Raw genomic sequence first — 18063 nt, 5'->3', positions numbered from 1 at the left:
TCAGGAGGGGAAACCGGGTGGCGGCGGGACGCTCCAGCGTCGTTTACTCCCGCCGCCGCCCGAAGGGTGATCCCAGGCGAACGGTGCGTCGGCCTTCCCTGGGATACACCCCATTCCGGGGACTTCGATCGATCAGTGGAACTGGTCGGTCTCGGTCAAGTCCTTCATGGCGGTGGTGCTGCTGGTGCCGCCGGTGATGGCCATGGACACGGCGTCGAAGTAGCCGGTCCCCACCTCGCGCTGGTGCTTCACCGCGGTGAAGCCGTGCTCGACGGCGGCGAACTCCTTCTGCTGCAGCTCGGAGAAGGCGGCCATGCCGCGCTCCTTGTAGCCGCGCGCCAGCTCGAAGGTGGCGTAGTTCAGCGAGTGGAAGCCCGCCAGGGTGATGAACTGGAACTTGTAGCCCATGGCCCCCAGTTCCTGCTGGAAGCGGGCGATGGTCGCCTCGTCCAGGTTGGCGCGCCAGTTGAAGCTGGGCGAGCAGTTGTAGGCCAGCAGCTTGCCGGGGAACTGCTTGTGCACGGCCTCGGCGAAGCGGCGGGCGTCGTCGAGGTTGGGTTTGGACGTTTCCCACCACAGCAGGTCGGCGTAGGGGGCGTAGGCCAGGCCGCGGGCGATGCAGTAATCCACGCCCATGCCCTTGCGGATGCGGAAGAAACCTTCCGGCGTGCGGTCGTTGCGGTCGATGAAGGGATGGTCGCGCTCATCCACGTCCGACGTGATCAGCTGCGCGCTTTCGGCGTCGGTGCGGGCCACCACCAGGGTGGAAGTGCCGCTGACGTCGGCGCCCAGGCGGGCGGCGTTCAGGATGCGGATGAACTGCTGGATGGGGATCAGCACCTTGCCGCCCAGATGGCCGCACTTCTTCTCCGATGCCAGCTGGTCCTCGAAATGGACGGCGGCGGCGCCGGCCTCGATCATGGACTTCATCAGCTCATGGGCGTTCAGCGGGCCGCCGAAGCCGGCCTCGGCGTCGGCCACGATGGGCACCATCCAGTTGATGTCGTCCTTGCCCTCGGAATGGGAAATCTGGTCGGCGCGCAGCAGGGCGTTGTTGATACGCTTCACGACGCTGGGGACCGAATTGGCCGGGTACAGGCTCTGGTCCGGGTACATCTGGCCCGCCAGGTTGGCGTCGGCCGCGACCTGCCAGCCGGACAGGTAGATGGCTTCCAGGCCGGCCTTGGCCATCTGCACCGCCTGATTGCCGGTGAAGGCGCCCAGGCTGTGGACGTAGGGGCGGGTGTGCAGCAGTTCCCACAGGCGGCGGGCGCCCAGCTCGGCCAGGGTGTATTCGATCTTCACCGTGCCGGACAGACGCTTCACGTCATCCGCGGTGTAGTCGCGCTTCACACCGTCGAAGCGGCGGGCATGCAGCGCCTTCAGGTCGGTGGGAGGGGTGCCGTGATCCAGCGGGGCCATGATCGCCTAATTCCTTTCGTCAAGACTTGGGGGCGGCCCTGGAAGCAGGGGTGGAACCATTCAGGTTCCGGCCGTCCCGGTGATGTTGTCGTGACCGCTGCGTTCGCCTTGTTCCGTACGGCGTTCGTCGCGTTCACTGCACTGCATTAGACTTGGCGATTTGGTAAACCGGATCAATAAGTCTTTGATTGAAAAGTGGTAACGATGTAATCTCTTGTAATGTCAGTAAGTGAAAACTTGTAAAGTTTGTAAATTCACTTACCCTTTCTGGGCGGTGCGGAAGGGGTGGGAGGGGTGGCGCGCGATGGCGGCGGAAAAGAAGGCGATGCTGGGTCACAAGGTGCGCCGCCTGCGGCGCGACCTGCACCTGACCCAGGCCCAGATGGCGGAGATGCTGGCCATCTCCCCCTCCTACCTCAATTTGATCGAGGGCAATCAGCGGCCGCTGACCGTGGCGCTGCTGCTGAAGATCGGCCAGACCTTCGACGTGGACCTCGCCACCTTCGCCGAAGATGACGAGGTGCGGCTGGTGGCCGGCCTGCGCGAGGTGTTCGCCGACCCACTGTTCGACCATAATGACATCAAGAACCAGGACATGAAGGAACTGGCGGCGGTCGCCCCCGGCCTGGGCCAGGCGGTGGTTACCCTTTACCGCGCCTATCTCGAGGCGCGGGAGGATATCCAGGCGCTGGCGGAAAAGGTGGATGACCGCGACCGCCAGCACCCCCAGGCGGCCGGCCAGCAGTTCGCCCAGGACGAGGTGGGGGAGTTCTTCCAGGACCAGAACAACCATTTCCCGGAGCTGGAGCTGGCGGCGGAAACGCTGTGGTTCGACGGGGACCTGGATTCGGCCGACCTCTATGGTTCCCTCGCCCGTTTCGTGCAGAAGGCCCACGGCCTGACGGTCAAGCTGATGCCGGTGGAGGTGATGGGCGAGACGGTGCGCCGCTACGACCGCCATTCCCGGCGGGTGCTGATCTCGGAAATGCTGCCGCCGGCGGGGCGCACCTTCCAGCTGGCGGTGCAGGTGGCCCTGATGCGTCACCGCGACCTGCTGTCGGCCACGGTGGAAAAGGCCACCATGGCCAGCGAGGATTCTCGTCAGCTGGCGCGCATCGTTCTGGCCGGCTACTTCGCCGCCGCCGTCATGATGCCCTACGGCCGCTTCCTGGAGGCGGCCAAGTCCGCCCGCTACGACATCGAGGTGCTGATGCATCGCTTCGTCGCCAGCTTCGAGCAGGTCTGCCACCGGCTGACGACGCTGCAGCGGCCGGGGGCTAAGGGCGTCCCCTTCTTCCTGGTGCGGGTGGACCCGGCGGGCAACATCTCCAAGCGGTTCAGCGCCGTGCCCGGCTTCCACATGGCGCGCTTCGGCGGCGGCTGCCCGCGCTGGACCGTGCACCAGGCCTTCCGCAACCCGGGCCAAATCCTGACCCAGCTGATGCGCATGCCGGACGGCACCAGCTATTTCGCCATCGCCCGCACCCTCAGCAAGGCCGGCGGGTGGAAAAGCGTGCCGCGCCAGTTCGCCCTCAGCCTGGGCTGCGAAGCGACGCAGGCGCACCAGCTGATCTATGCCGACGGCATCGACCTGGCCGGCGCGCAGGCGACGCCGGTCGGCACCAACTGCCGCCTGTGCCCGCGCCTGGACTGCACGCAGCGGGCCTTCCCGCCCCTCAACCACCGCCTGGTGGTGGATGAGAACATCCGGGGCTTGTCCAGCTATATCGGCCCGCCTACCGGCTGATGGTCATGTTAACGGCGGGCATCCATCCCATCCCCTTGCGTCCTTGCCGCCTAACGCCGTAGGCGGCAGGGTGGCGCCGGATCGTCGTGGGGGAATTCATCATGCGCAGGATGGCGGTGGGTATGGCCTTGGGCGCCATCGCGGGCGTGTCGATGGCCGCGTTCGCCGACCCGGCGCCGGGCCTGAAGCCCATGACCTTCCTGGCCGGCCACTGCTGGAAGGGCGAATTCCCAGGCGGCCAGCAGCGCACAGACACCCATTGCTTCACTTGGCTGTATGAGGGCAAGGCCCTGCGCGACACCCACACCGTGCGGACGCCGGGCCAGCCGGACTACGTGGGTGAGACCACCTACTACTGGGACCCGGCGGCCAAGCGGGTGGAATACCTGTACATCGAGAACCAGGGGGGCATCAGCCACGGCACGGTGACGACCGAGGGCGGCGCCCTGGTCTTCCCCGCCACCCAGTACGTGGCGGAGGGGCAGGCCATGACCTATCGCGTGCGCTGGACACCCCAGGGAACCGGCCCCGGCGGCCAACCGGACGCGTATGAGGCGTGGAGCGAGGTCCAGACCAAGGACGGTTGGTCCACCATGTTCAAGCTGGCGCTGAAGCGGCAGCCTTAAGCCCCAGGAGGGCGGCTGGACGCGACGCCCGCCGCTCAGTGCCCCTTTGAGACCTCCAACGCGCGGTCGGCCGCCGCCAGGGCGCCCTTGCCGGCCAAGGTCAGGACGACGACGTAATTCTGATAATGGCGCAGCCGTTCGATCAGGGTCTGGCGTTGGGCGGGGCTCATCTGGGCGGGATCGGCGCCGAAGAGGCGCAGGTCCTGCCATTCCGCCAGCTGCGCCTTCTCCTGCTCCGTGAACAGGCGGAAGCCGGCATAGGCCTCGGCGTAGCGGCGCACCTCGTCGTAGGGCAGTTCGCCCAGGGCCTGGGTGGCGATGGCGGCGTCCCAACTGGCGCTGGACATCAGGTCCAGACGGATGCCCGGGTATTTCAGTTCCGCGCCTGCGGCGCCCTTGCCCTGCTGCCAGGCGGTCAGCAGGGCGATATCCTCCTCGGCGCGGGCGTTGTGCCCGGCGATTTCGGCCATGACCTCCTGCACCGCCTTGCGGTTCTCCGCCAGCTCGGCATGGAAGCTCTCCACCGCCTGGCGCGCCAGTTCATGGCGGTGATAGGCCTCCACCGCCTGTTCCAGGCCCAGGGCGATCAGGATACCAACGGTCACCACGCCGATATGGATGGCGAAGTCCTTCAAGGATTGGATGGGGCTTTCCGGGGCGTGGATTTCCATGGGGCCTGTTCGCCTCTGGTCGGGATACGGGGGTCAGTTCAGGATTTTCTGCAGGAAGACCAAATCCAGCCAACGGTCGAACTTGCGTCCCACCTGGGGCAGGCGTCCGGTCTCGGTGAAGCCATAGCGCTGGTGCAGGCGGATGCTGGTCAGGTTGCTGGCCTCGATGCCGGCGATCATGACATGCAGGCCGGCGGCCGTCGCCCGCGCCAGCAGGGCGGACAGCAGCGCCGTGCCGATGCCCCGGCCCCGCGCCGCCTCATCCACATACAGCGAATTCTCCACCGTGTGCCGGTAGCCGCTGCGGGCGCGGAACTCCCCATAGGTCGCGAAGCCCAGCACCTCGCCCGGCGGGGCGTCGGGGCCGGGTGTCGCCACCAGCACCGGCTGGCCCTTGGCCTGGCGGTCGGCCAGCCAGGCCGCGCGCTCCGCCACCGAAGTGGGTTCCAGGCTCCATATCGCCGTGGTGTGGGCGATGGCCTCGTTCAGGATGGTCACGATTCGCGGCAGGTCGGCGGCGGTGGCGTCGCGGATATGGATGAAGGGGGGCTGTGCGGCGGACATGGGCGTCGGACGGACCTCGGGTTCTTGCTTTGGTGGCACCGGTAAGACACATGAACGCCGCCCCTTTGGCAATGGCCGTTGCCGGATCGGGGCCGGGGCGGATACCGTTGCCGTCAACGGGCCGCCGCCGAAACAGGCGGCCCCACAACGACATGAGATGGCAGAGAGGGCGTGTGGGATGAGGGGCTTCCTGGGAAGGTGCGCCGTGGCGGCGCTGCTGGTGTCCACGGCGGCGGTGGCGGCCGCGCGGGCGGCCGACGCGCCGCATGACACCGTGGTCTACGCTGGCGCGTTGATCGACGGCGTCACCTTCACCCCCCGCCGCCAGGTCACCATCGTGGTGCGTGACGGCAAGGTGGCGGTGGTGGAATCCGGCTACGTCGCCCACCCCGGCGCCACGGTCATCGACCTGAAGGACCAGACGGTGCTGCCGGGCCTGATCGACTGCCACATCCACGTCTCCGCCAAGTTGCCCAGCCAGACCAACGCGGTGGAGGACATGATGACCCACACCGCCGTGGACGCGGTGCTGGACGGGGCCGTCTTCGCCCGCGCCATGCTGCTGCAGGGCTTCACCAGCGCCCGCGACGTGGGCGGCGGGGATGAGACGGTGTCGCTGCGCAACGCCATCAACGAGGGCAAGGTGCCCGGCCCCCGGCTGTGGGTGTCGCTGGAACCGCTGGGCCCCACCGGCGGCCACGGCGACCCGTCCAACGGCTTCGACGGCCGCCTGCACCATCCCGACTGGCAGAACGGCATCGTCGACACCGCCGACATGGCCCGCCTGCGGGTGCGCGAACACCATAAGCGCGGCGCCGACGTCATCAAGATCATGCCCTCCGGCGGCATCGCCAGCACGGGCGACGACCCGCGCGCCCAGCTGATGACGAATGAGGAGATCAAGGCCGCCATCGACACCGCCCACGCCTTGGGTATGAAGGTGGCGGCCCACACCTACCCGGCCCAGGCCATCATCAACACCGTGAACGCCGGCGTCGATTCCATCGAGCACGGTTCCTTCGCGGATGCCGACGCGGTGAAGGCCATGAAGGCCCACGGCACCTATCTGGTGCCGACACTGACCGTCTACGACGTGTTCATGAAGGCGGCGCAGGAACATCCCGAACTGCTGCCCCCGGCACGGCGGAAAAGGAACTGGCCAACGACTCGATCCCGAAGCGCAACCTGCCGCTGGCCTACAAGGCGGGGGTCAAGATCGCCTACGGCACCGACATCGGCGAAGGCGACCACGCCCGGGAATTCGCTCTACTGGCGGAGGCGGGCGTGACCCCGGCCGACGCGCTGGCCTTCGCCACCCGCAACGCCGCCGACCTGATCGGCGCGACCGACCGCGTCGGCACCGTGCAGCCCGGCCGCTACGCCGACCTGATCGCCGTGGCCGGGGACCCGCTGGCCCATCTGGAGTTGATGGAACAGGTGCGGTTTGTCATGAAGGGGGGCGTGGTCTACAAGGCCGACGGCCACCCTGTCCTGCTGCCCTGAGCGCGGGCGGAACCAGACGGCGATGGAGGAACAAGCGGTGACGGGACCTCGGGAGGGCGACATCAGCCTGGTGGAGCGCTGGCGCACCCGCATCCCCTCCTGGCGCGTTTTCCTGGAACGGGCGCAAATCGACCGGCGGCTGGCCATTTATGACCTGCTGCCCATGATCTGGACGCCTCGGGCGCGTGATGTCGCCGCCGCCGTCGTGGCCTTCTTCCAGCCCAAGTCGCCTTGGCCCCGCCCGACCAACCAGGCCCGGTCCTGGGCGCGCGACCTGGCCTGGCAGGGCCTGGTGCCCCTGCCGGCCCTGGATGGCGAGGTGGCGGCCGAGATCCGTGCCTATTTCCAAGGCGTGCGGTGCGGCGATCCCTTCCGCGCCCATCTCGGCACATTCCCCTGGGACCAGCCGGCCAGCGATGAGACCAACATGGGTTATTACGCCGTGCAGGACATCCTGGCCGCCCCCCATGTGCTGGCGCTGCTGAACGACCCCACCATCCTGGACGTGGCGGAACTGTACCTGGGCTGCAAGCCGGTGCTGGACAACATCGGCTGCTGGTGGTCCTACGGCGGCCGCCCGGCGGCCAAGGGCACCCAGCGCTATCACCGCGACTGGGATTCGCTGAAGGGCTTCAAGCTGTTCTTCTACCTGACCGACGTGGGGGAGGAGGACGGCCCCCATGTCTTCGTGCGCGGCAGCCACCGCGACCCCCGCCTGACGGTGGGCAAGGCCTTGTCGGACGAGGTGGTGCGCGGTGTCTTCGGCGCCGACAAGGTGGCCACGGTGACCGGGGCGGCCGGCACCCGCTTCCTGGCCGACACCTTCGGCTTTCACAAGGGACAACTGCCCCGCGCCGGCCGCCGCCTGATCCTGACGGCCCAGTACAGCGTCCACTCCTCCCCCCACACCCCGCGCCAGCCCTGGCTGCCCCGCGACAGCCATTTCGACCCGGACGTGAACCGGCGGGTGATGAAGCGGCGCTAGCGCTGCTGGAAGATGAAGGTGTTGCCGCTGGGATCGTCGATATAGACCTCGCGCGTGCCCCAGGTCTGGTCCAGTGGTCCCTCATGCACAGGCGAATTCGCTCTTGTCGGTACCACCAGGCCACGCGCCGTGAAGGATGCGAACAGCCCGTCGACATCATCGCAGAGGACGATGGTCGACGCGCGCCCGTATCGCCCGTCCGGGGTGAGGTTGAGGTGCAATTCGTCCGTGCCCCTGTTCAGAAGGGCGTAGAATGGCGCTTCTGCCGGAAAGCTCCGGACCAGGTCGAAGTCGAGCACCTGGGTGAGGAACGTCAGCGCTTCCGCCATGTCCCGCACGATAAGCACAGGGATAAGCATGGGTACATCTCCCCGCCTGGCTTCACCTCAGGCGAGCCTCGCACGGACAGTGGATGCGCGGCAAGCGTGGGGCCCCCACCCCCTTGGGCGGGGGAACCGTGTGCTAGGCGGGACGGGGAGACCGGACTGCGGGTGGGCTTACGCCCCGTGGCACTTCTTGTATTTCTTGCCGCTGCCGCAGGGGCAGGGGTCGTTGCGGCCGACCTTCTCCGCCGTGCGCGGGCGCGGGCCCATGGCGCCGTCGACATAGTACCAGCGGCCGTCGCGCTTCTCGAAACGGCTGGTCTCGTGGTGCAGGTAGTCCTTGCCCTCGAAGTTGAAGCGGGCGACGAACTCCACCTTGCCGGTGTCGTCCTCGGGGCCGCCGGCCTCGGTCCAGCGCACCTCCAGGCCCTGCCACGTGCTGTCGCGGGCCCACTGCTCGGTCTCTTCGCGGTTGAAGTCCTCCGCCGTCTCCGGCAGCAGGGTGCTCTGCAGGTAGTCGATGTTCTGCACGATGAAGGCGGAATAGCGCGAGCGCATCAGCGCCTCGGCCGTGGGCGGCAGGGCGGTGCCCGCGTGATAGGGGCCGCAGCAATCTTCATAGGCGCGGGCGCTGCCGCAATGGCACTGGCTCATCGTCGTGACGTCTCAAGGCTGAAAGAAGGGGTATCTGCGCTGCCAGATACCGCAAACCGCCGCGGGACACCAGTGCGCAGGCCGCACCACCGCCTTCCCGCGCCACCAGCCGGAACCCTGCGCGCGAGTGTGGCACGCCAAATCTGCGCGGACATGCCCTTGCGGGCCGCCCCTCCCGCGCTCATTTCCATGGGATAGCAGGATGTGTGCCCGGGTCGCATGCCGGGGCCGACCACCGCCGATCCCAAGGCCGACCCCATTCCCGCCCGCCGCGCGATCCTTTTCAGGGAGTGCACGAACCATGTCCTTGCCTGACACCACCGCACTGATGACGGCCCCCGCGCCCAAGCGCGGCTGGAGATCCTTGACCTTGAAGGGCCTGGTGGCTGGCGCGGCGCTTCTGGCCCTGTCCGGCTGCGTGGCGGACGGCTACTACGCCGCGCCCGCCTATTCGTACGCTTATTCCACCTACCCTTATTACGACGGCTATGGGTACGGCTATTACGGCGCCTATCCCTACTATGTCGGCGTCGGTGGCTATTATCCCTATTACGGCTGGGGTCGCGGTTATTGGCATGGTCACTACGGCGGCTGGGCCGGTGGCCATTGGGGTGGGGGACACTGGGGTGGCGGCCATTGGGGCGGTCACGGCGGCGGGTTCGTCCATCACTGAGGGCGCGCCCCGTAGGCCCCACGGGATTAAAGCGGTCGCGGAGTTGCGAAGGCGTCCGGTCCAGCGATGGGCCGGGCGTTTTGCCGTGCGTCACCGACGGTTCGCCTGCGTCAGCGCGCCACGGCGCGAACCCGAACATGCCCCGCCGCCGCCGTCTTGTCGTCGCATTTGGCTGCCAGAGTCACTTCATGCCGATAACCGACAAGGGTCGGCCCGATAGTCCGGAGATACATCATGTCTGATCGATCCCGTTCCATTCTGACCCGGCTGGTCCTGGCCGGGATGGTGCTGGCCGGACTGTCCGGCTGCGTGATTGAGGAACGTCCTTATCACCACCACTATTGGCATCACGATTACTACGACCATTATTAAGCCATCCGGGCGCCGACGTCGGGCGCCGGAGACGATCGCGAAAGGCCGGAGGCGCCGGGGGACCGGGGGCTCCGGCCTTTATTTTGGGAAATGGCTATTTTGGGAAATGGCGGTGACGCCGCCGCCCATCGTCCGGCGCGGGGCTGATCCGCACAAAGGCCGGATTGGTTAGCGGCCCGGCTGTGGCCATCATTGTTGCACATGCTCAATGGCGTGGTTGGGGGCGGGCGCACCGCTCAAGGAGTTTAAGGTGGCGGTGGAACAGGTGGCCTCGGGATCGGCGATCGCCGGCGGCGCGTCGATGGGGGTCTCCGCGGTCGCGGGGGCTGTGGATGCGGGCAGGCGCCGGGGCGCCGGGCTGCTGACCCAGCGTGGCGTGGGTTTTGTCGCCATGCTGGCCATGCTGATGTCCTTCGGCTCCATGTCGGTCGACATGTACCTGCCGGCCATGCCGCAGATCGCCCGGGACCTGGGAGTCACCCAGGCGGGCGTGGAATCGTCGCTGACCGCCTTCTTCCTGGCCTTCGGCCTCTGTCAGCTGTTCTGGGGGCCTCTGGGCGACCGCTTCGGCCGCCGCGGGCCCATCCTGGTGGGGATCCTGCTGTACCTGGCGGGCAGCGCCGGCTGCGCCGCCGCGCAGAACATCACCACCCTCAGCCTATGCCGCGCCATCCAGGCGGCGGGCGCCGGCGCCGCGCCGGTTCTGGCCCGCGCCATGGTGCGCGACGTGTTCGACCGCGACCGCGCCGCCAGCGTCTTCTCCATGATGATGCTGGTCATGGGCATCGCCCCCATGGCCGCCCCGCTGCTGGGCGGCCAAGTGCTGGCCTATCTGGACTGGCGCGCCATCTTCTGGGTGCAGGCGGGCTTCGGCCTGGTGGCCATGGTGGGCCTGATCAGCCAGCATGAAACCCTGAACCCGGCCTTGCGCGCGCGGTCCAACGGGCTGGCCCAGCTGCGCAGCTATGGCCAGCTGATGATCAGCGGCCGTTTCCTGGGCTACGCCCTGACGTCCGCGATGATCTATGGCGGCATGTTCGCCTACATCGCCGGCACGCCCTTCGTGTACATCGAATACTTCCGCGTGCCCGCCCGGCTGTACGGCCTGCTGTTCGGCCTCAACATCGTCGGCATGATCATCGTCAACATGATCAACAGCCGCCTGGTGCTGCGCCTGGGCACGGACCGCCTGTTGGCCTGGGGGGCCGCCTGCATCGCCCTGTTCGGCATCGGTCTTGCCATCGCCGGCCACACCGGCGCGGGCGGCCTGTGGGGCATCGTCGCCGGGCTGTTCCTGTTCATGGCCTTCACTGGCCTGATCGGCGCTAACGCCACGGCGGGCGCCTTGGCCTCGTACCCCCACATGGCGGGCACGGCCTCGGCCCTCATGGGCTCAACCCAGTTCGTCACCGGCGCCGTGGTCGGCACCCTGGTGGGCTGGCTGGCTGACGGCACGCCCTGGCCCATGGCCGCCATCATTGGTGGCTTGGGGGTGCTGGGTTTCGTCTTCAACCGCCTGCTGATCCGCTGATTGCAACAGTGGCATGCGCCACTATTGTGCGCCCGCGTTAATCCATGTGCGCCGCGTCACTGAGACGCGACCGGGGTTTGCCTTAAACAACGGCACGATTGCACCGGATCGGGTGCGCGGGGCAGGGGCGGGGGGCCAACCCGATCGGCCTGGCGCACGCCGCTTCCCTCTGACACGCGTCCTGTCTGCCCAGCCCCTGCGCCGATCCCGCGCGCGAGGGGCACGAAACCGTTTTGCCGGATCGAAGGTTTCCACGATGTCCACGTCGCGTACCCTTGCTTCCACCTCCTGGTTCCGCCGCCTCGCCACCCGCCGCCTGGCCGTCGCCTTCATGCCGCTGATGCTGGCGGCCTGCGCGCTGGACGGGGAAACCCCGGCCGACCCGGCCAAGTCCCTGGTGATGCCGTCCCATTGGGATGCCACCTCCACCCAGGGCGGTGCGAAGGACGGCACCACCCAGACGGTTGCCGTCACCACCGATGCCGCCGCCTGGCCGACGACCGACTGGTGGTCGGGCTTCAACTCGCCGGAACTGACCCAGCTGTTGGCCCAGGCCCGCGCCGACAACCCCGACCTGGGCGCCGCCGCCGCCCGCATCGCCCAGGCCGAGGCCCAGGCGGAAATCTCCGGTGCCTCCTTGTGGCCCAGCGTGCAGCTGGGGCTGAGCAGCACCCGCTCCGGCAGCCGCAACATCAAGGGCTCGGCCGCCGCCGGCTTGAATGGCGCCGTGCCGCTGAGCGACTATGCCGGCAACGTGCACCAAGCCTCGCTGTCCGCCAGCTATGAGATCGACTTCTGGGGCAAGAACCGCGCCACCCGCGACAGCGCCCAGTTCAGCCTGGACGCCAGCCGCTTCGACAGCGAGACGGTGGCCCTGTCGCTCAGCAGCAACGTGGCCGCGACCTACTTCCAGATCCTGGCCATCCGCGACCGCCTGGCGGTTGCGCGCGGCAACCTGGAAAACGCCGAGCATGTGCTGTCCCTGATCGATGCCCGCGTGCAGGCCGGCGCCGACAGTCAGCTGGACCTGGTGCAGCAGCGCTCCATCGTCGCCACCCAGCGCGCCGCCGTCCCGGCCCTGGAGCAGCAGGAACGTACCCAGCTGAATGCCCTGGCCATCCTGCTGGGCCGCGCACCCGAGGGCTTCACCGTACAGGCCAAGGGCTTGGCCGACGTGCAGCCGCCGGCGCTGGGCACCGGCGTGCCGGCTGAGCTGCTGACCCGCCGCCCCGACATCCGCTTCGCCGAGGCCCAGCTGGCCGCCGCCGGCGCCGACATCAAGGTGGCGCGTACTCAGATGCTGCCGTCCGTCACCCTGAACGCCAGCACGGGCGTCGAGGCGGCGACCTTGGCCCACCTGGTGAACGCCCCCACCCTGCTGTTCAGCCTGGGTGGCGACATCGCGCAGAGCCTATTCTCCGGCGGCCGTCTGGAGGGCCAGGTGCACCAGGCCGAGGGCCGGCACCGGGAGCTTGCGGAGGATTACCGCAAGGCCGCGCTGTCCGCGCTCTCCGACGTGGAAAGCGCCGTGTACTCTATCGACCGCTACCAGGACCAGTACGGCCTGCAGAAGGACGCCGTGGCCCAGAGCCAGCGGGCCTTTGAACTGGCCGAGGATCGCTACCGCGGCGGCCTGACCGACCTGCAGACCCTGCTGGACACCCAGCGCACCCTGCTGTCCACCCAGGACACCCTGGCCCAGGTGAAGCTGTCGCGGGTGCAGGCCAGCGTCAGCCTGTTCAAGGCGCTGGGCGGCGGCTGGCAGGACGACGGCAGCAGCTTCCTGTCGCAGGCCAAGGCCGCGCGCTGATCCACAGCCGACTTGATTTCAAGGAAAAACCCGCTCCGGCGCCGGCCGGGGCGGTTTTTTTGGTGCGCCCAGCATGGGCGCGTTCTGGCGGAAGCCACCGTAAGCGATCTCCACAAGGATCATCCTTCCCGATCAGGGCGGTCCGGGTCGGTCTCAGCCGCCGGTGGCGGCGCGCAACTGGTCGGCGATCGCGGCCAGGCGATCGCCCAGATCCTTGGTGGCGGCGGTGCTGGCCTGTTCATGGGCCCGGCTGCTGTCGACCAGCGCCTTCAGGTCGCCCGTCAGGTCGAGCAGGCCGCGGATGGTACGGTCGGCCGCCTCCATGCGGATGCGCAGGCCGTCGGCCAGCGACTGCACCGTGGCCAGGTTGGGGTCGACGCGGGGGGCCAGCGCTTCCGTCAGCCCGCCAGTCAGGGCGCGCAGCGATTCCGTCGCCTCATCCTGACGGGCCAGGGCGCGGTTCAGGGCGTTCGTGGCGCCGCTGGCGTCGGTCGCCAGGCTGGCGGCTTCGCGCTGCAGGTCGCGCACCGCCCCCTCCACCCGGGCTCCCGCGTCGCCCAGGCCGGCGGCCAGCATGTCCGACAGCCGCGTGGCGGTGTCGCCGATGCTGCCGGCCCGGTCGCCCAGCGCGTGGGCTGTGGCCTCCAGCCGGGCGATGGCCTCGTCGGCGGCGGCCTTCTGGTCGGGATCGGCGCTGCGGCGCTCCAGCTCGGCGCGCATGGTCTCCGATATCTTGCCCAGGCTGTCCAGGGTGCGGGTCATCTCGCCCGCCCGCAGGGCCACGCCGGCGGCGGCGCCAGCCAGGTCGCGCTGCACCGCCGCCAGGCTTTCCGCCACCGGTTCCAGGCGGGTGCTGTTGGCCTCGGCCGCCGTCTCGATCAGGCGGTTGGCGCGGTTCAGGCCGTCCAGCGCGCCCGATAGGTTGCGCGTGACCTCGTCCGCCGTGCCGCGCAGCAGCTCGGCCGAGCCTTCCACCCGGCCCGTCACCCGCTCCAGCCGGTCGCCGGCATGGGCCAGGGCCGCCTGCAGGTTGCGGTCGCTGTTGCCCACCGCCTCGGTCGCGCGGGTCAGGCCGGCCGTGGCCTCCGCCGAACTGCTGGCCAGCATCTCACCCGAGGCGCGCAGCAGCTTGACCGAGGCCAGCAGCTTATTCTGCAGGTCGCCCATGGCGCTGTTCATGCGGTCGTTGGCCTCTTGCGCCGCGCCCGTGGCGCGCCGCAGCTCGCCTTCCGTTTCCGACAGGCCGCGCACCACGCGGCCCACGTCCTCGCCGGCCGTCAGCACGGTGTTGGCCACCAGGTCGGCGTTGCGGCGCAGCGCTTCCACCAAATTGTCCAGCCCACCGCCGCCGCCCCGATCGTCGAAGGCGTGGACCTGCAGGGCGGCGCGGCTCAACAGCTCCGTCGCCTCCTTGATCTCGCGGTTACTGTCGCCGGCGGCCTTGGCGACGGCGCCGCACAGCTCGCCCATGCGCCGTACGCTGTCGGCCAGTTCCTGCCGCGTCCCGCTCAAAAGCTCGGTCAGGTCGCGCTGGGTGCCGCTCAGCAGGCCGGTCAGGTCGCGCCGCGTGTCGGCCACCAAGGTGGATACGGCATCGCCGTTGCCGGCCAGGGCGTCGCCGGCGCTGCGCAGGCGGGTGGTCAGCTGGTCGAACAGGTCGCCGGCTTCGCCATCAAACTTCAGGCGCACGCGCCCGTTCTCGGTGAGGATGGAGACATCGGGCAGGTCGGCCACCTGGCGGCGGAAGCCCTCGACGGCGCGGGCCATGTCGCCCAGTTCGTCGGGGCGGTCGGTGCCGGCCACGGGCACGCGCCAATCCCCCCGGGCAACTCCGCCCACGCTGTCACGCAGCTGGGCCAGGGGCGCCAGCAGGCGCAGGCGGATCAGCCACAGGGCCGCCGCCGCCGTGGCGAGCATGGCGCCCACCGCGGCGATGCCCAGCCAGAAGCCGGCGCGGGCGGGACCCGCCAGCACGTCGGCCGTGGTCTGCACCTCCTGCCGGCGCAGCTGGGCGATGCGGTCGGCCACGGCGGCGTGCAGGGTCATCAGCGACAGGCCGGTGGCGCCGGACAGGGCCTGCGGCTTGTCGCCGGCGGCGTTCACCGCCGCGCGGTAACGGTCGATCAGGCGGTGCAGGTCGCGCGCCAGATCTGATTCGGCGGTGGTCAGGCGGTTGCCTTCGAAGGCGCGGACGTTGCGGTCGGCCGTTTCAAGGGCCTGCGCGATGTCGGCGCGGGCCTGGGTACTGCCGGTTTCGGCGTAGACGGCCAGGGCGTTCAGCAGTCCGCCATTGCCCAGGGCCGACCGCGCCTCATCCAGGGCGCGGGATTTGGCGGCGGCAACGGCCGGTGTCTCATCCAGCGATCGGTCAACTCGGCTGAACAGGGCCATGTTATAGGTGGCGGCGGCCACCAGGACGACCGACGCGGCGACAACCAGGCCGGCGACCCAGCCGCTGGCGCGGCGCAGACCGCCGGCGGCACCTCCGCGAAGGGCGCCTTGCGATGAACTGACCCCTGGCCTCATACCCCCACCCGCCTGTCGCCCCGATCCCCGCGTGGCACCGCCAGCCGTGTCGCCGCTGGCGGCCCCAAGTTCCACGGCGCCATGGTGTGGGAGGGCGCCCGGCCTTCGTCAATCACTTTGTACCTGTGATCGCACCTGTTCGCCGGCGGGCGACGGGTGCCCGTCGCGGCGCCGTGGCGGCGGACGACCGGTCGGTCCACGCCGACCCGTAACAGCGGGGGAGGTGGCGGCGGCCATTCGGCACAGGGCAAGGGCTTGCCCCAACGGCGGCCAGGGCGTAGGAAGGGATCAGGTCGGGCGAGGTTGGTGCGCCTGGATCCTGGGTGAGGAGGCCCGGTTGTCTGCGCCGGTGTGGCTGCGCGGGTTTCGTATCGAGGGCCTGTATGCGTATCGTCCAGATCATCTTGTCCAAGGGGTTCCGGGGGGCTGAACGCCACGTCGCGGAACTGGCCACCGCCCAGGCGCGCCATCATGACGTTCTGCTGATCGTACGGGCCGACTGCGCCGACACGGGCGGCCGTTCCATCCGCGACCAGCTGCCATCCTCGGGTGAATTGCCGGGCCTGCGGGTGGTGACGGTGGGCCCGGGCCTCATGGCGCCCGGCATCTGGAGCCATATCCGCCGCTTCCGGCCCGACGTCATCCATTGCCATGGTGGTCGCGCCGGCCAGACCGTGGGTCGCCTGCGGCCGCTGCTTCCCGGCCGCCCGTCCTTGCTGGCCACCATGCATCCGGACTACCGCCGCCGCTGGTACCAGAACCACGACGCCGTGGTCGCCACCACCGATTGGCAGGCGCAGGAGGCCAAGCTGGGTGGGTTCGAAGGGCGCATCGCCCGTGTGAACCTATGGCAACAGGTCCATGCCACCCCCCACGCCGGCCGCATCGCGGCACTACGCGAGGAGGCGGGCGCGGCGCTGCCGGGCGACGTGCTGGTGCTGGGCGTGGGGCCGCTGATCCGGGAGAAGGGCTTTGATCTGCTGGTCGGCGCGGTGCGGGGGCTGGACCGCCCGAACCTGAAGCTGGCCATCGTCGGCGACGGGCCGGAGATGGGGGCGCTGCGCCTGCAGGCTGCCGACTGCCCGGCCGTCCGTTTCCTGGGTTTTCGCGGCGACGTGAAGGACTTCTACCACGCCGCCGACCTGTTCTGCTCCTCCGCCCGATTCGAGCCCTTCGGCCTGGTGTTCCTGGAGGCGCTGGACGCCGGGGTGCCGGTGGTGGCCTCCGCCTCGGAAGGGGCCCGAACCATTCTGCAGCCCCCCTCGGAAAAGGGCCGTGACGCCTACGCCGCCGCTCCCGGTGTGCGGACGGGCAGTGGCTTGGCGCTCGCCCCGCTGGCGGCGCCCGGCGATGCCGACGACCTGGCGGAAGCGCTGGGCGTGGCGTTGGACGCGGTCGCCACGGCCCGCAAGGCGGGCACCCGCCTGCGCCACCGTCCGGATTTGCCCGCCTATAGCCAGGCCACCAGCCTGGAGGCGCTGGAACGGCTGTATGCCGAGTTGATCGCCGCCGCCGAAGCCGCCGCCGCCGCCGCGCTCAAGGCCGGGGCGCCGGCACCGGGCCATTGACGGCCAGCGGCACGCCCCCGCTGCTCAGGGCCACGTCGGGCTTCTCCACATCCTCGATCCGCAACACCGCAAGGCCTTGCGCGCCGAGGCTGCTGCGCATCTCTCCCACGTCGCGGTCCCCCCACACCACCGGGGTGCCGGCGGGGGGCAGGGCTTGGCCGTCGATCGCCGTGACGCGCATCAGGCGCTTGCGGATCAGGGCGCGATAGTGGGTGCGGGCGGTCAGTTCCTGACCCATGTAGCAACCCTTGTCGAAGGCCACGGCCGACAGGCTGTCCATGCCGTTTTCCAAGGGGATGGATTTTTCCGGCACCAGGTCGCGGCTACCATCCGGCACGCCCAGCTCCAGCCGGCGCCTGGCGTAGGCGTCGGCCGCGTCGGGCAGGCTCTCGGCCAGCGGGCGGGGCAGCAGCAGGCGCAGGCCCAGGCCGGCATGGCGCGGGTCGACATAGGCGATGGCCGGGCCTTCCGGCGTGGCTATCGTCCATGCGGCGCCCGGCGCGGCATCTCCCACCGCCCCATCCAGGGCCACACCCACCGCCCACCGGGCGCTGCCGTCGGTCAAGGCCACCTTGGATCGCAGCTTGTACATCGACAGACGGCGCAGCAAATCGGGCGCCCGCGCGGCCTCCGTCTCTATCAGCAGGGTTTCGTCGCCGCCGGCGTCCACCTGGGCGGTCAGGAACAGCTCATGCAGGAACTTGCCCTGGGCGGTCAGGAGCAAGGCATAGATGGCTTGGGACGGGCTGACACGGCGCACGTCGTTGGTGATCAGCCCCTGCAAGAAGACGCGGGCGTCAGGCCCGGTCAGCGCCAGCACGCCCCGGTCGGCCAGCCGGCCGGCCGCCGCCTGGGGGGCCGGGGGCCAGGAAAATGCGACACCTTCAGTCATGATTCCGGACCTGAACAGTTTTCCCGAGGGGTGGCTTCAACAGGTAAGGGGTGGCGCCCGCCGCCGCAAGGGTTCCCGCCCGCAGGGCCGCCCTTTGCCAACCCTGTGCAAAGGTCGACCGCCATCGCCGCATTGGCAAGCGTCTGATGGCGCTTGTATAAGGGGCCGGTCGCCGGGGTCATGCCGTGGGTTGGGG

Annotated in this window: 17 protein-coding genes; 10 read left to right on the top strand and 7 right to left on the bottom strand. The window is 69.3% G+C overall.

Annotated features, from left to right (window positions below; translation table 11 throughout):
• Positions 1-132: 132 nt before the first annotated feature.
• Positions 133-1422, bottom strand: a complete 1290-nt coding sequence (gene aceA, locus UAA55_RS12665) for an isocitrate lyase (protein ID WP_322953150.1) — start codon at positions 1420-1422, stop codon at positions 133-135.
• Between the two features lie 304 nt (positions 1423-1726).
• On the opposite strand from aceA, the gene UAA55_RS12660 reads away from it, so the two are divergent.
• Together UAA55_RS12660 and UAA55_RS12655 are read left to right on the top strand one after the other, a co-directional pair.
• Positions 1727-3169: a helix-turn-helix domain-containing protein gene (locus tag UAA55_RS12660; RefSeq protein WP_322953149.1), complete on the top strand. Its 1443-nt coding sequence runs from the start codon at positions 1727-1729 to the stop codon at positions 3167-3169.
• A gap of 101 nt (positions 3170-3270) precedes the next feature.
• The gene (locus tag UAA55_RS12655) at positions 3271-3795 is read left to right on the top strand and encodes a hypothetical protein (RefSeq protein WP_322953148.1); all 525 of its coding nucleotides are present in this window, start codon (positions 3271-3273) and stop codon (positions 3793-3795) included.
• Positions 3796-3830: 35 nt separating this feature from the next.
• Here UAA55_RS12655 and UAA55_RS12650 read toward each other — a convergent pair whose 3' ends face one another.
• Both UAA55_RS12650 and UAA55_RS12645 read right to left on the bottom strand, forming a co-directional pair.
• Positions 3831-4466, bottom strand: coding sequence for a hypothetical protein (locus UAA55_RS12650; RefSeq protein WP_322953147.1), 636 nt, complete (start codon positions 4464-4466; stop codon positions 3831-3833).
• 33 nt (positions 4467-4499) lie between these two features.
• Positions 4500-5030 carry a GNAT family N-acetyltransferase gene (locus tag UAA55_RS12645; RefSeq protein ID WP_322953144.1) on the bottom strand — a complete coding sequence of 177 codons (531 nt, stop codon included), beginning with the start codon at positions 5028-5030 and terminating at the stop codon, positions 4500-4502.
• 178 nt (positions 5031-5208) lie between these two features.
• Here UAA55_RS12645 and UAA55_RS12640 point away from each other — a divergent pair, with 178 nt between their 5' ends.
• From UAA55_RS12640 to UAA55_RS12630, 3 genes are read left to right on the top strand one after another with little or no spacing between them, the layout of a single operon-like run.
• Complete coding sequence (locus UAA55_RS12640) at positions 5209-6318, top strand: amidohydrolase family protein (RefSeq protein WP_322953143.1); 1110 nt, start codon at positions 5209-5211, stop codon at positions 6316-6318.
• Complete coding sequence (locus UAA55_RS12635; protein WP_322954448.1) at positions 6201-6533, top strand: amidohydrolase family protein; 333 nt, start codon at positions 6201-6203, stop codon at positions 6531-6533. The genes UAA55_RS12640 and UAA55_RS12635 overlap by 118 nt, the downstream gene beginning before the upstream one ends.
• A 37-nt stretch (positions 6534-6570) precedes the next feature.
• The gene (locus UAA55_RS12630; protein WP_322953142.1) at positions 6571-7518 is read left to right on the top strand and encodes a phytanoyl-CoA dioxygenase family protein; all 948 of its coding nucleotides are present in this window, start codon (positions 6571-6573) and stop codon (positions 7516-7518) included.
• On the opposite strand, the gene UAA55_RS12625 is transcribed toward UAA55_RS12630, so the two are convergent.
• Both UAA55_RS12625 and UAA55_RS12620 read right to left on the bottom strand, forming a co-directional pair.
• Positions 7515-7877, bottom strand: a complete 363-nt coding sequence (locus UAA55_RS12625; protein WP_322953141.1) for a VOC family protein — start codon at positions 7875-7877, stop codon at positions 7515-7517. The genes UAA55_RS12630 and UAA55_RS12625 overlap by 4 nt on opposite strands.
• Positions 7878-8015: 138 nt before the next feature.
• A complete protein-coding gene (locus UAA55_RS12620) occupies positions 8016-8495 on the bottom strand; it encodes a YchJ family protein (RefSeq protein ID WP_322953140.1) in 480 nt (159 codons plus the stop codon).
• A gap of 301 nt (positions 8496-8796) precedes the next feature.
• On the opposite strand from UAA55_RS12620, the gene UAA55_RS12615 reads away from it, so the two are divergent.
• The 4 genes from UAA55_RS12615 (at position 8797) to UAA55_RS12600 (ending at position 12881) form a co-directional block, all read left to right on the top strand.
• On the top strand, positions 8797-9168 hold the full coding sequence (locus UAA55_RS12615; RefSeq protein ID WP_322953139.1) for a hypothetical protein: 372 nt from the start codon (positions 8797-8799) through the stop codon (positions 9166-9168).
• 234 nt (positions 9169-9402) lie between these two features.
• Entirely contained in the window at positions 9403-9540 is a 138-nt protein-coding gene (locus UAA55_RS12610) for a hypothetical protein (protein WP_157999424.1), read from the top strand.
• Positions 9541-9790: 250 nt separating this feature from the next.
• A complete protein-coding gene (locus UAA55_RS12605; protein ID WP_322953137.1) occupies positions 9791-11071 on the top strand; it encodes a Bcr/CflA family multidrug efflux MFS transporter in 1281 nt (426 codons plus the stop codon).
• A gap of 256 nt (positions 11072-11327) precedes the next feature.
• A complete protein-coding gene (locus UAA55_RS12600) occupies positions 11328-12881 on the top strand; it encodes an efflux transporter outer membrane subunit (RefSeq protein ID WP_322953136.1) in 1554 nt (517 codons plus the stop codon).
• A 153-nt stretch (positions 12882-13034) separates the two neighbouring features.
• On the opposite strand, the gene UAA55_RS12595 is transcribed toward UAA55_RS12600, so the two are convergent.
• A complete protein-coding gene (locus tag UAA55_RS12595; protein WP_322953134.1) occupies positions 13035-15407 on the bottom strand; it encodes a HAMP domain-containing protein in 2373 nt (790 codons plus the stop codon).
• Positions 15408-15790: 383 nt separating this feature from the next.
• Here UAA55_RS12595 and UAA55_RS12590 point away from each other — a divergent pair, with 383 nt between their 5' ends.
• On the top strand, positions 15791-16975 hold the full coding sequence (locus UAA55_RS12590; protein WP_322953133.1) for a glycosyltransferase: 1185 nt from the start codon (positions 15791-15793) through the stop codon (positions 16973-16975).
• Here UAA55_RS12590 and ygfZ read toward each other — a convergent pair.
• Positions 16944-17867 carry a CAF17-like 4Fe-4S cluster assembly/insertion protein YgfZ gene (gene ygfZ, locus UAA55_RS12585; RefSeq protein WP_322953132.1) on the bottom strand — a complete coding sequence of 308 codons (924 nt, stop codon included), beginning with the start codon at positions 17865-17867 and terminating at the stop codon, positions 16944-16946. The two genes, UAA55_RS12590 and ygfZ, sit on opposite strands and share 32 nt — an antisense overlap.
• Positions 17868-18063 lie beyond the last annotated feature (196 nt).

The organism is Nitrospirillum guanabarense (assembly GCF_034653355.1).
Classification (GTDB): domain Bacteria; phylum Pseudomonadota; class Alphaproteobacteria; order Azospirillales; family Azospirillaceae; genus Nitrospirillum.
The sequence above is the reverse complement of the archived record's forward strand: the minus strand, read 5'-3'. Positions and strand labels throughout refer to the sequence as shown.

Bases quoted from the DNA above. Each gene is read 5' to 3' on its own strand.
- aceA (WP_322953150.1), bottom strand. From the start codon at position 1,422: ATGGCCCCGCTGGATCACGGCACCCCTCCCACCGACCTGAAGGCGCTG.
- UAA55_RS12660 (WP_322953149.1), top strand. From the start codon at position 1,727: ATGGCGGCGGAAAAGAAGGCGATGCTGGGTCACAAGGTGCGCCGCCTG.
- UAA55_RS12655 (WP_322953148.1), top strand. From the start codon at position 3,271: ATGCGCAGGATGGCGGTGGGTATGGCCTTGGGCGCCATCGCGGGCGTG.
- UAA55_RS12650 (WP_322953147.1), bottom strand. From the start codon at position 4,466: ATGGAAATCCACGCCCCGGAAAGCCCCATCCAATCCTTGAAGGACTTC.
- UAA55_RS12645 (WP_322953144.1), bottom strand. From the start codon at position 5,030: ATGTCCGCCGCACAGCCCCCCTTCATCCATATCCGCGACGCCACCGCC.
- UAA55_RS12640 (WP_322953143.1), top strand. From the start codon at position 5,209: ATGAGGGGCTTCCTGGGAAGGTGCGCCGTGGCGGCGCTGCTGGTGTCC.
- UAA55_RS12625 (WP_322953141.1), bottom strand. From the start codon at position 7,877: ATGCTTATCCCTGTGCTTATCGTGCGGGACATGGCGGAAGCGCTGACG.
- UAA55_RS12620 (WP_322953140.1), bottom strand. From the start codon at position 8,495: ATGAGCCAGTGCCATTGCGGCAGCGCCCGCGCCTATGAAGATTGCTGC.
- UAA55_RS12615 (WP_322953139.1), top strand. From the start codon at position 8,797: ATGTCCTTGCCTGACACCACCGCACTGATGACGGCCCCCGCGCCCAAG.
- UAA55_RS12610 (WP_157999424.1), top strand. From the start codon at position 9,403: ATGTCTGATCGATCCCGTTCCATTCTGACCCGGCTGGTCCTGGCCGGG.
- UAA55_RS12600 (WP_322953136.1), top strand. From the start codon at position 11,328: ATGTCCACGTCGCGTACCCTTGCTTCCACCTCCTGGTTCCGCCGCCTC.
- UAA55_RS12595 (WP_322953134.1), bottom strand. From the start codon at position 15,407: ATGAGGCCAGGGGTCAGTTCATCGCAAGGCGCCCTTCGCGGAGGTGCC.
- UAA55_RS12590 (WP_322953133.1), top strand. From the start codon at position 15,791: ATGCGTATCGTCCAGATCATCTTGTCCAAGGGGTTCCGGGGGGCTGAA.
- ygfZ (WP_322953132.1), bottom strand. From the start codon at position 17,867: ATGACTGAAGGTGTCGCATTTTCCTGGCCCCCGGCCCCCCAGGCGGCG.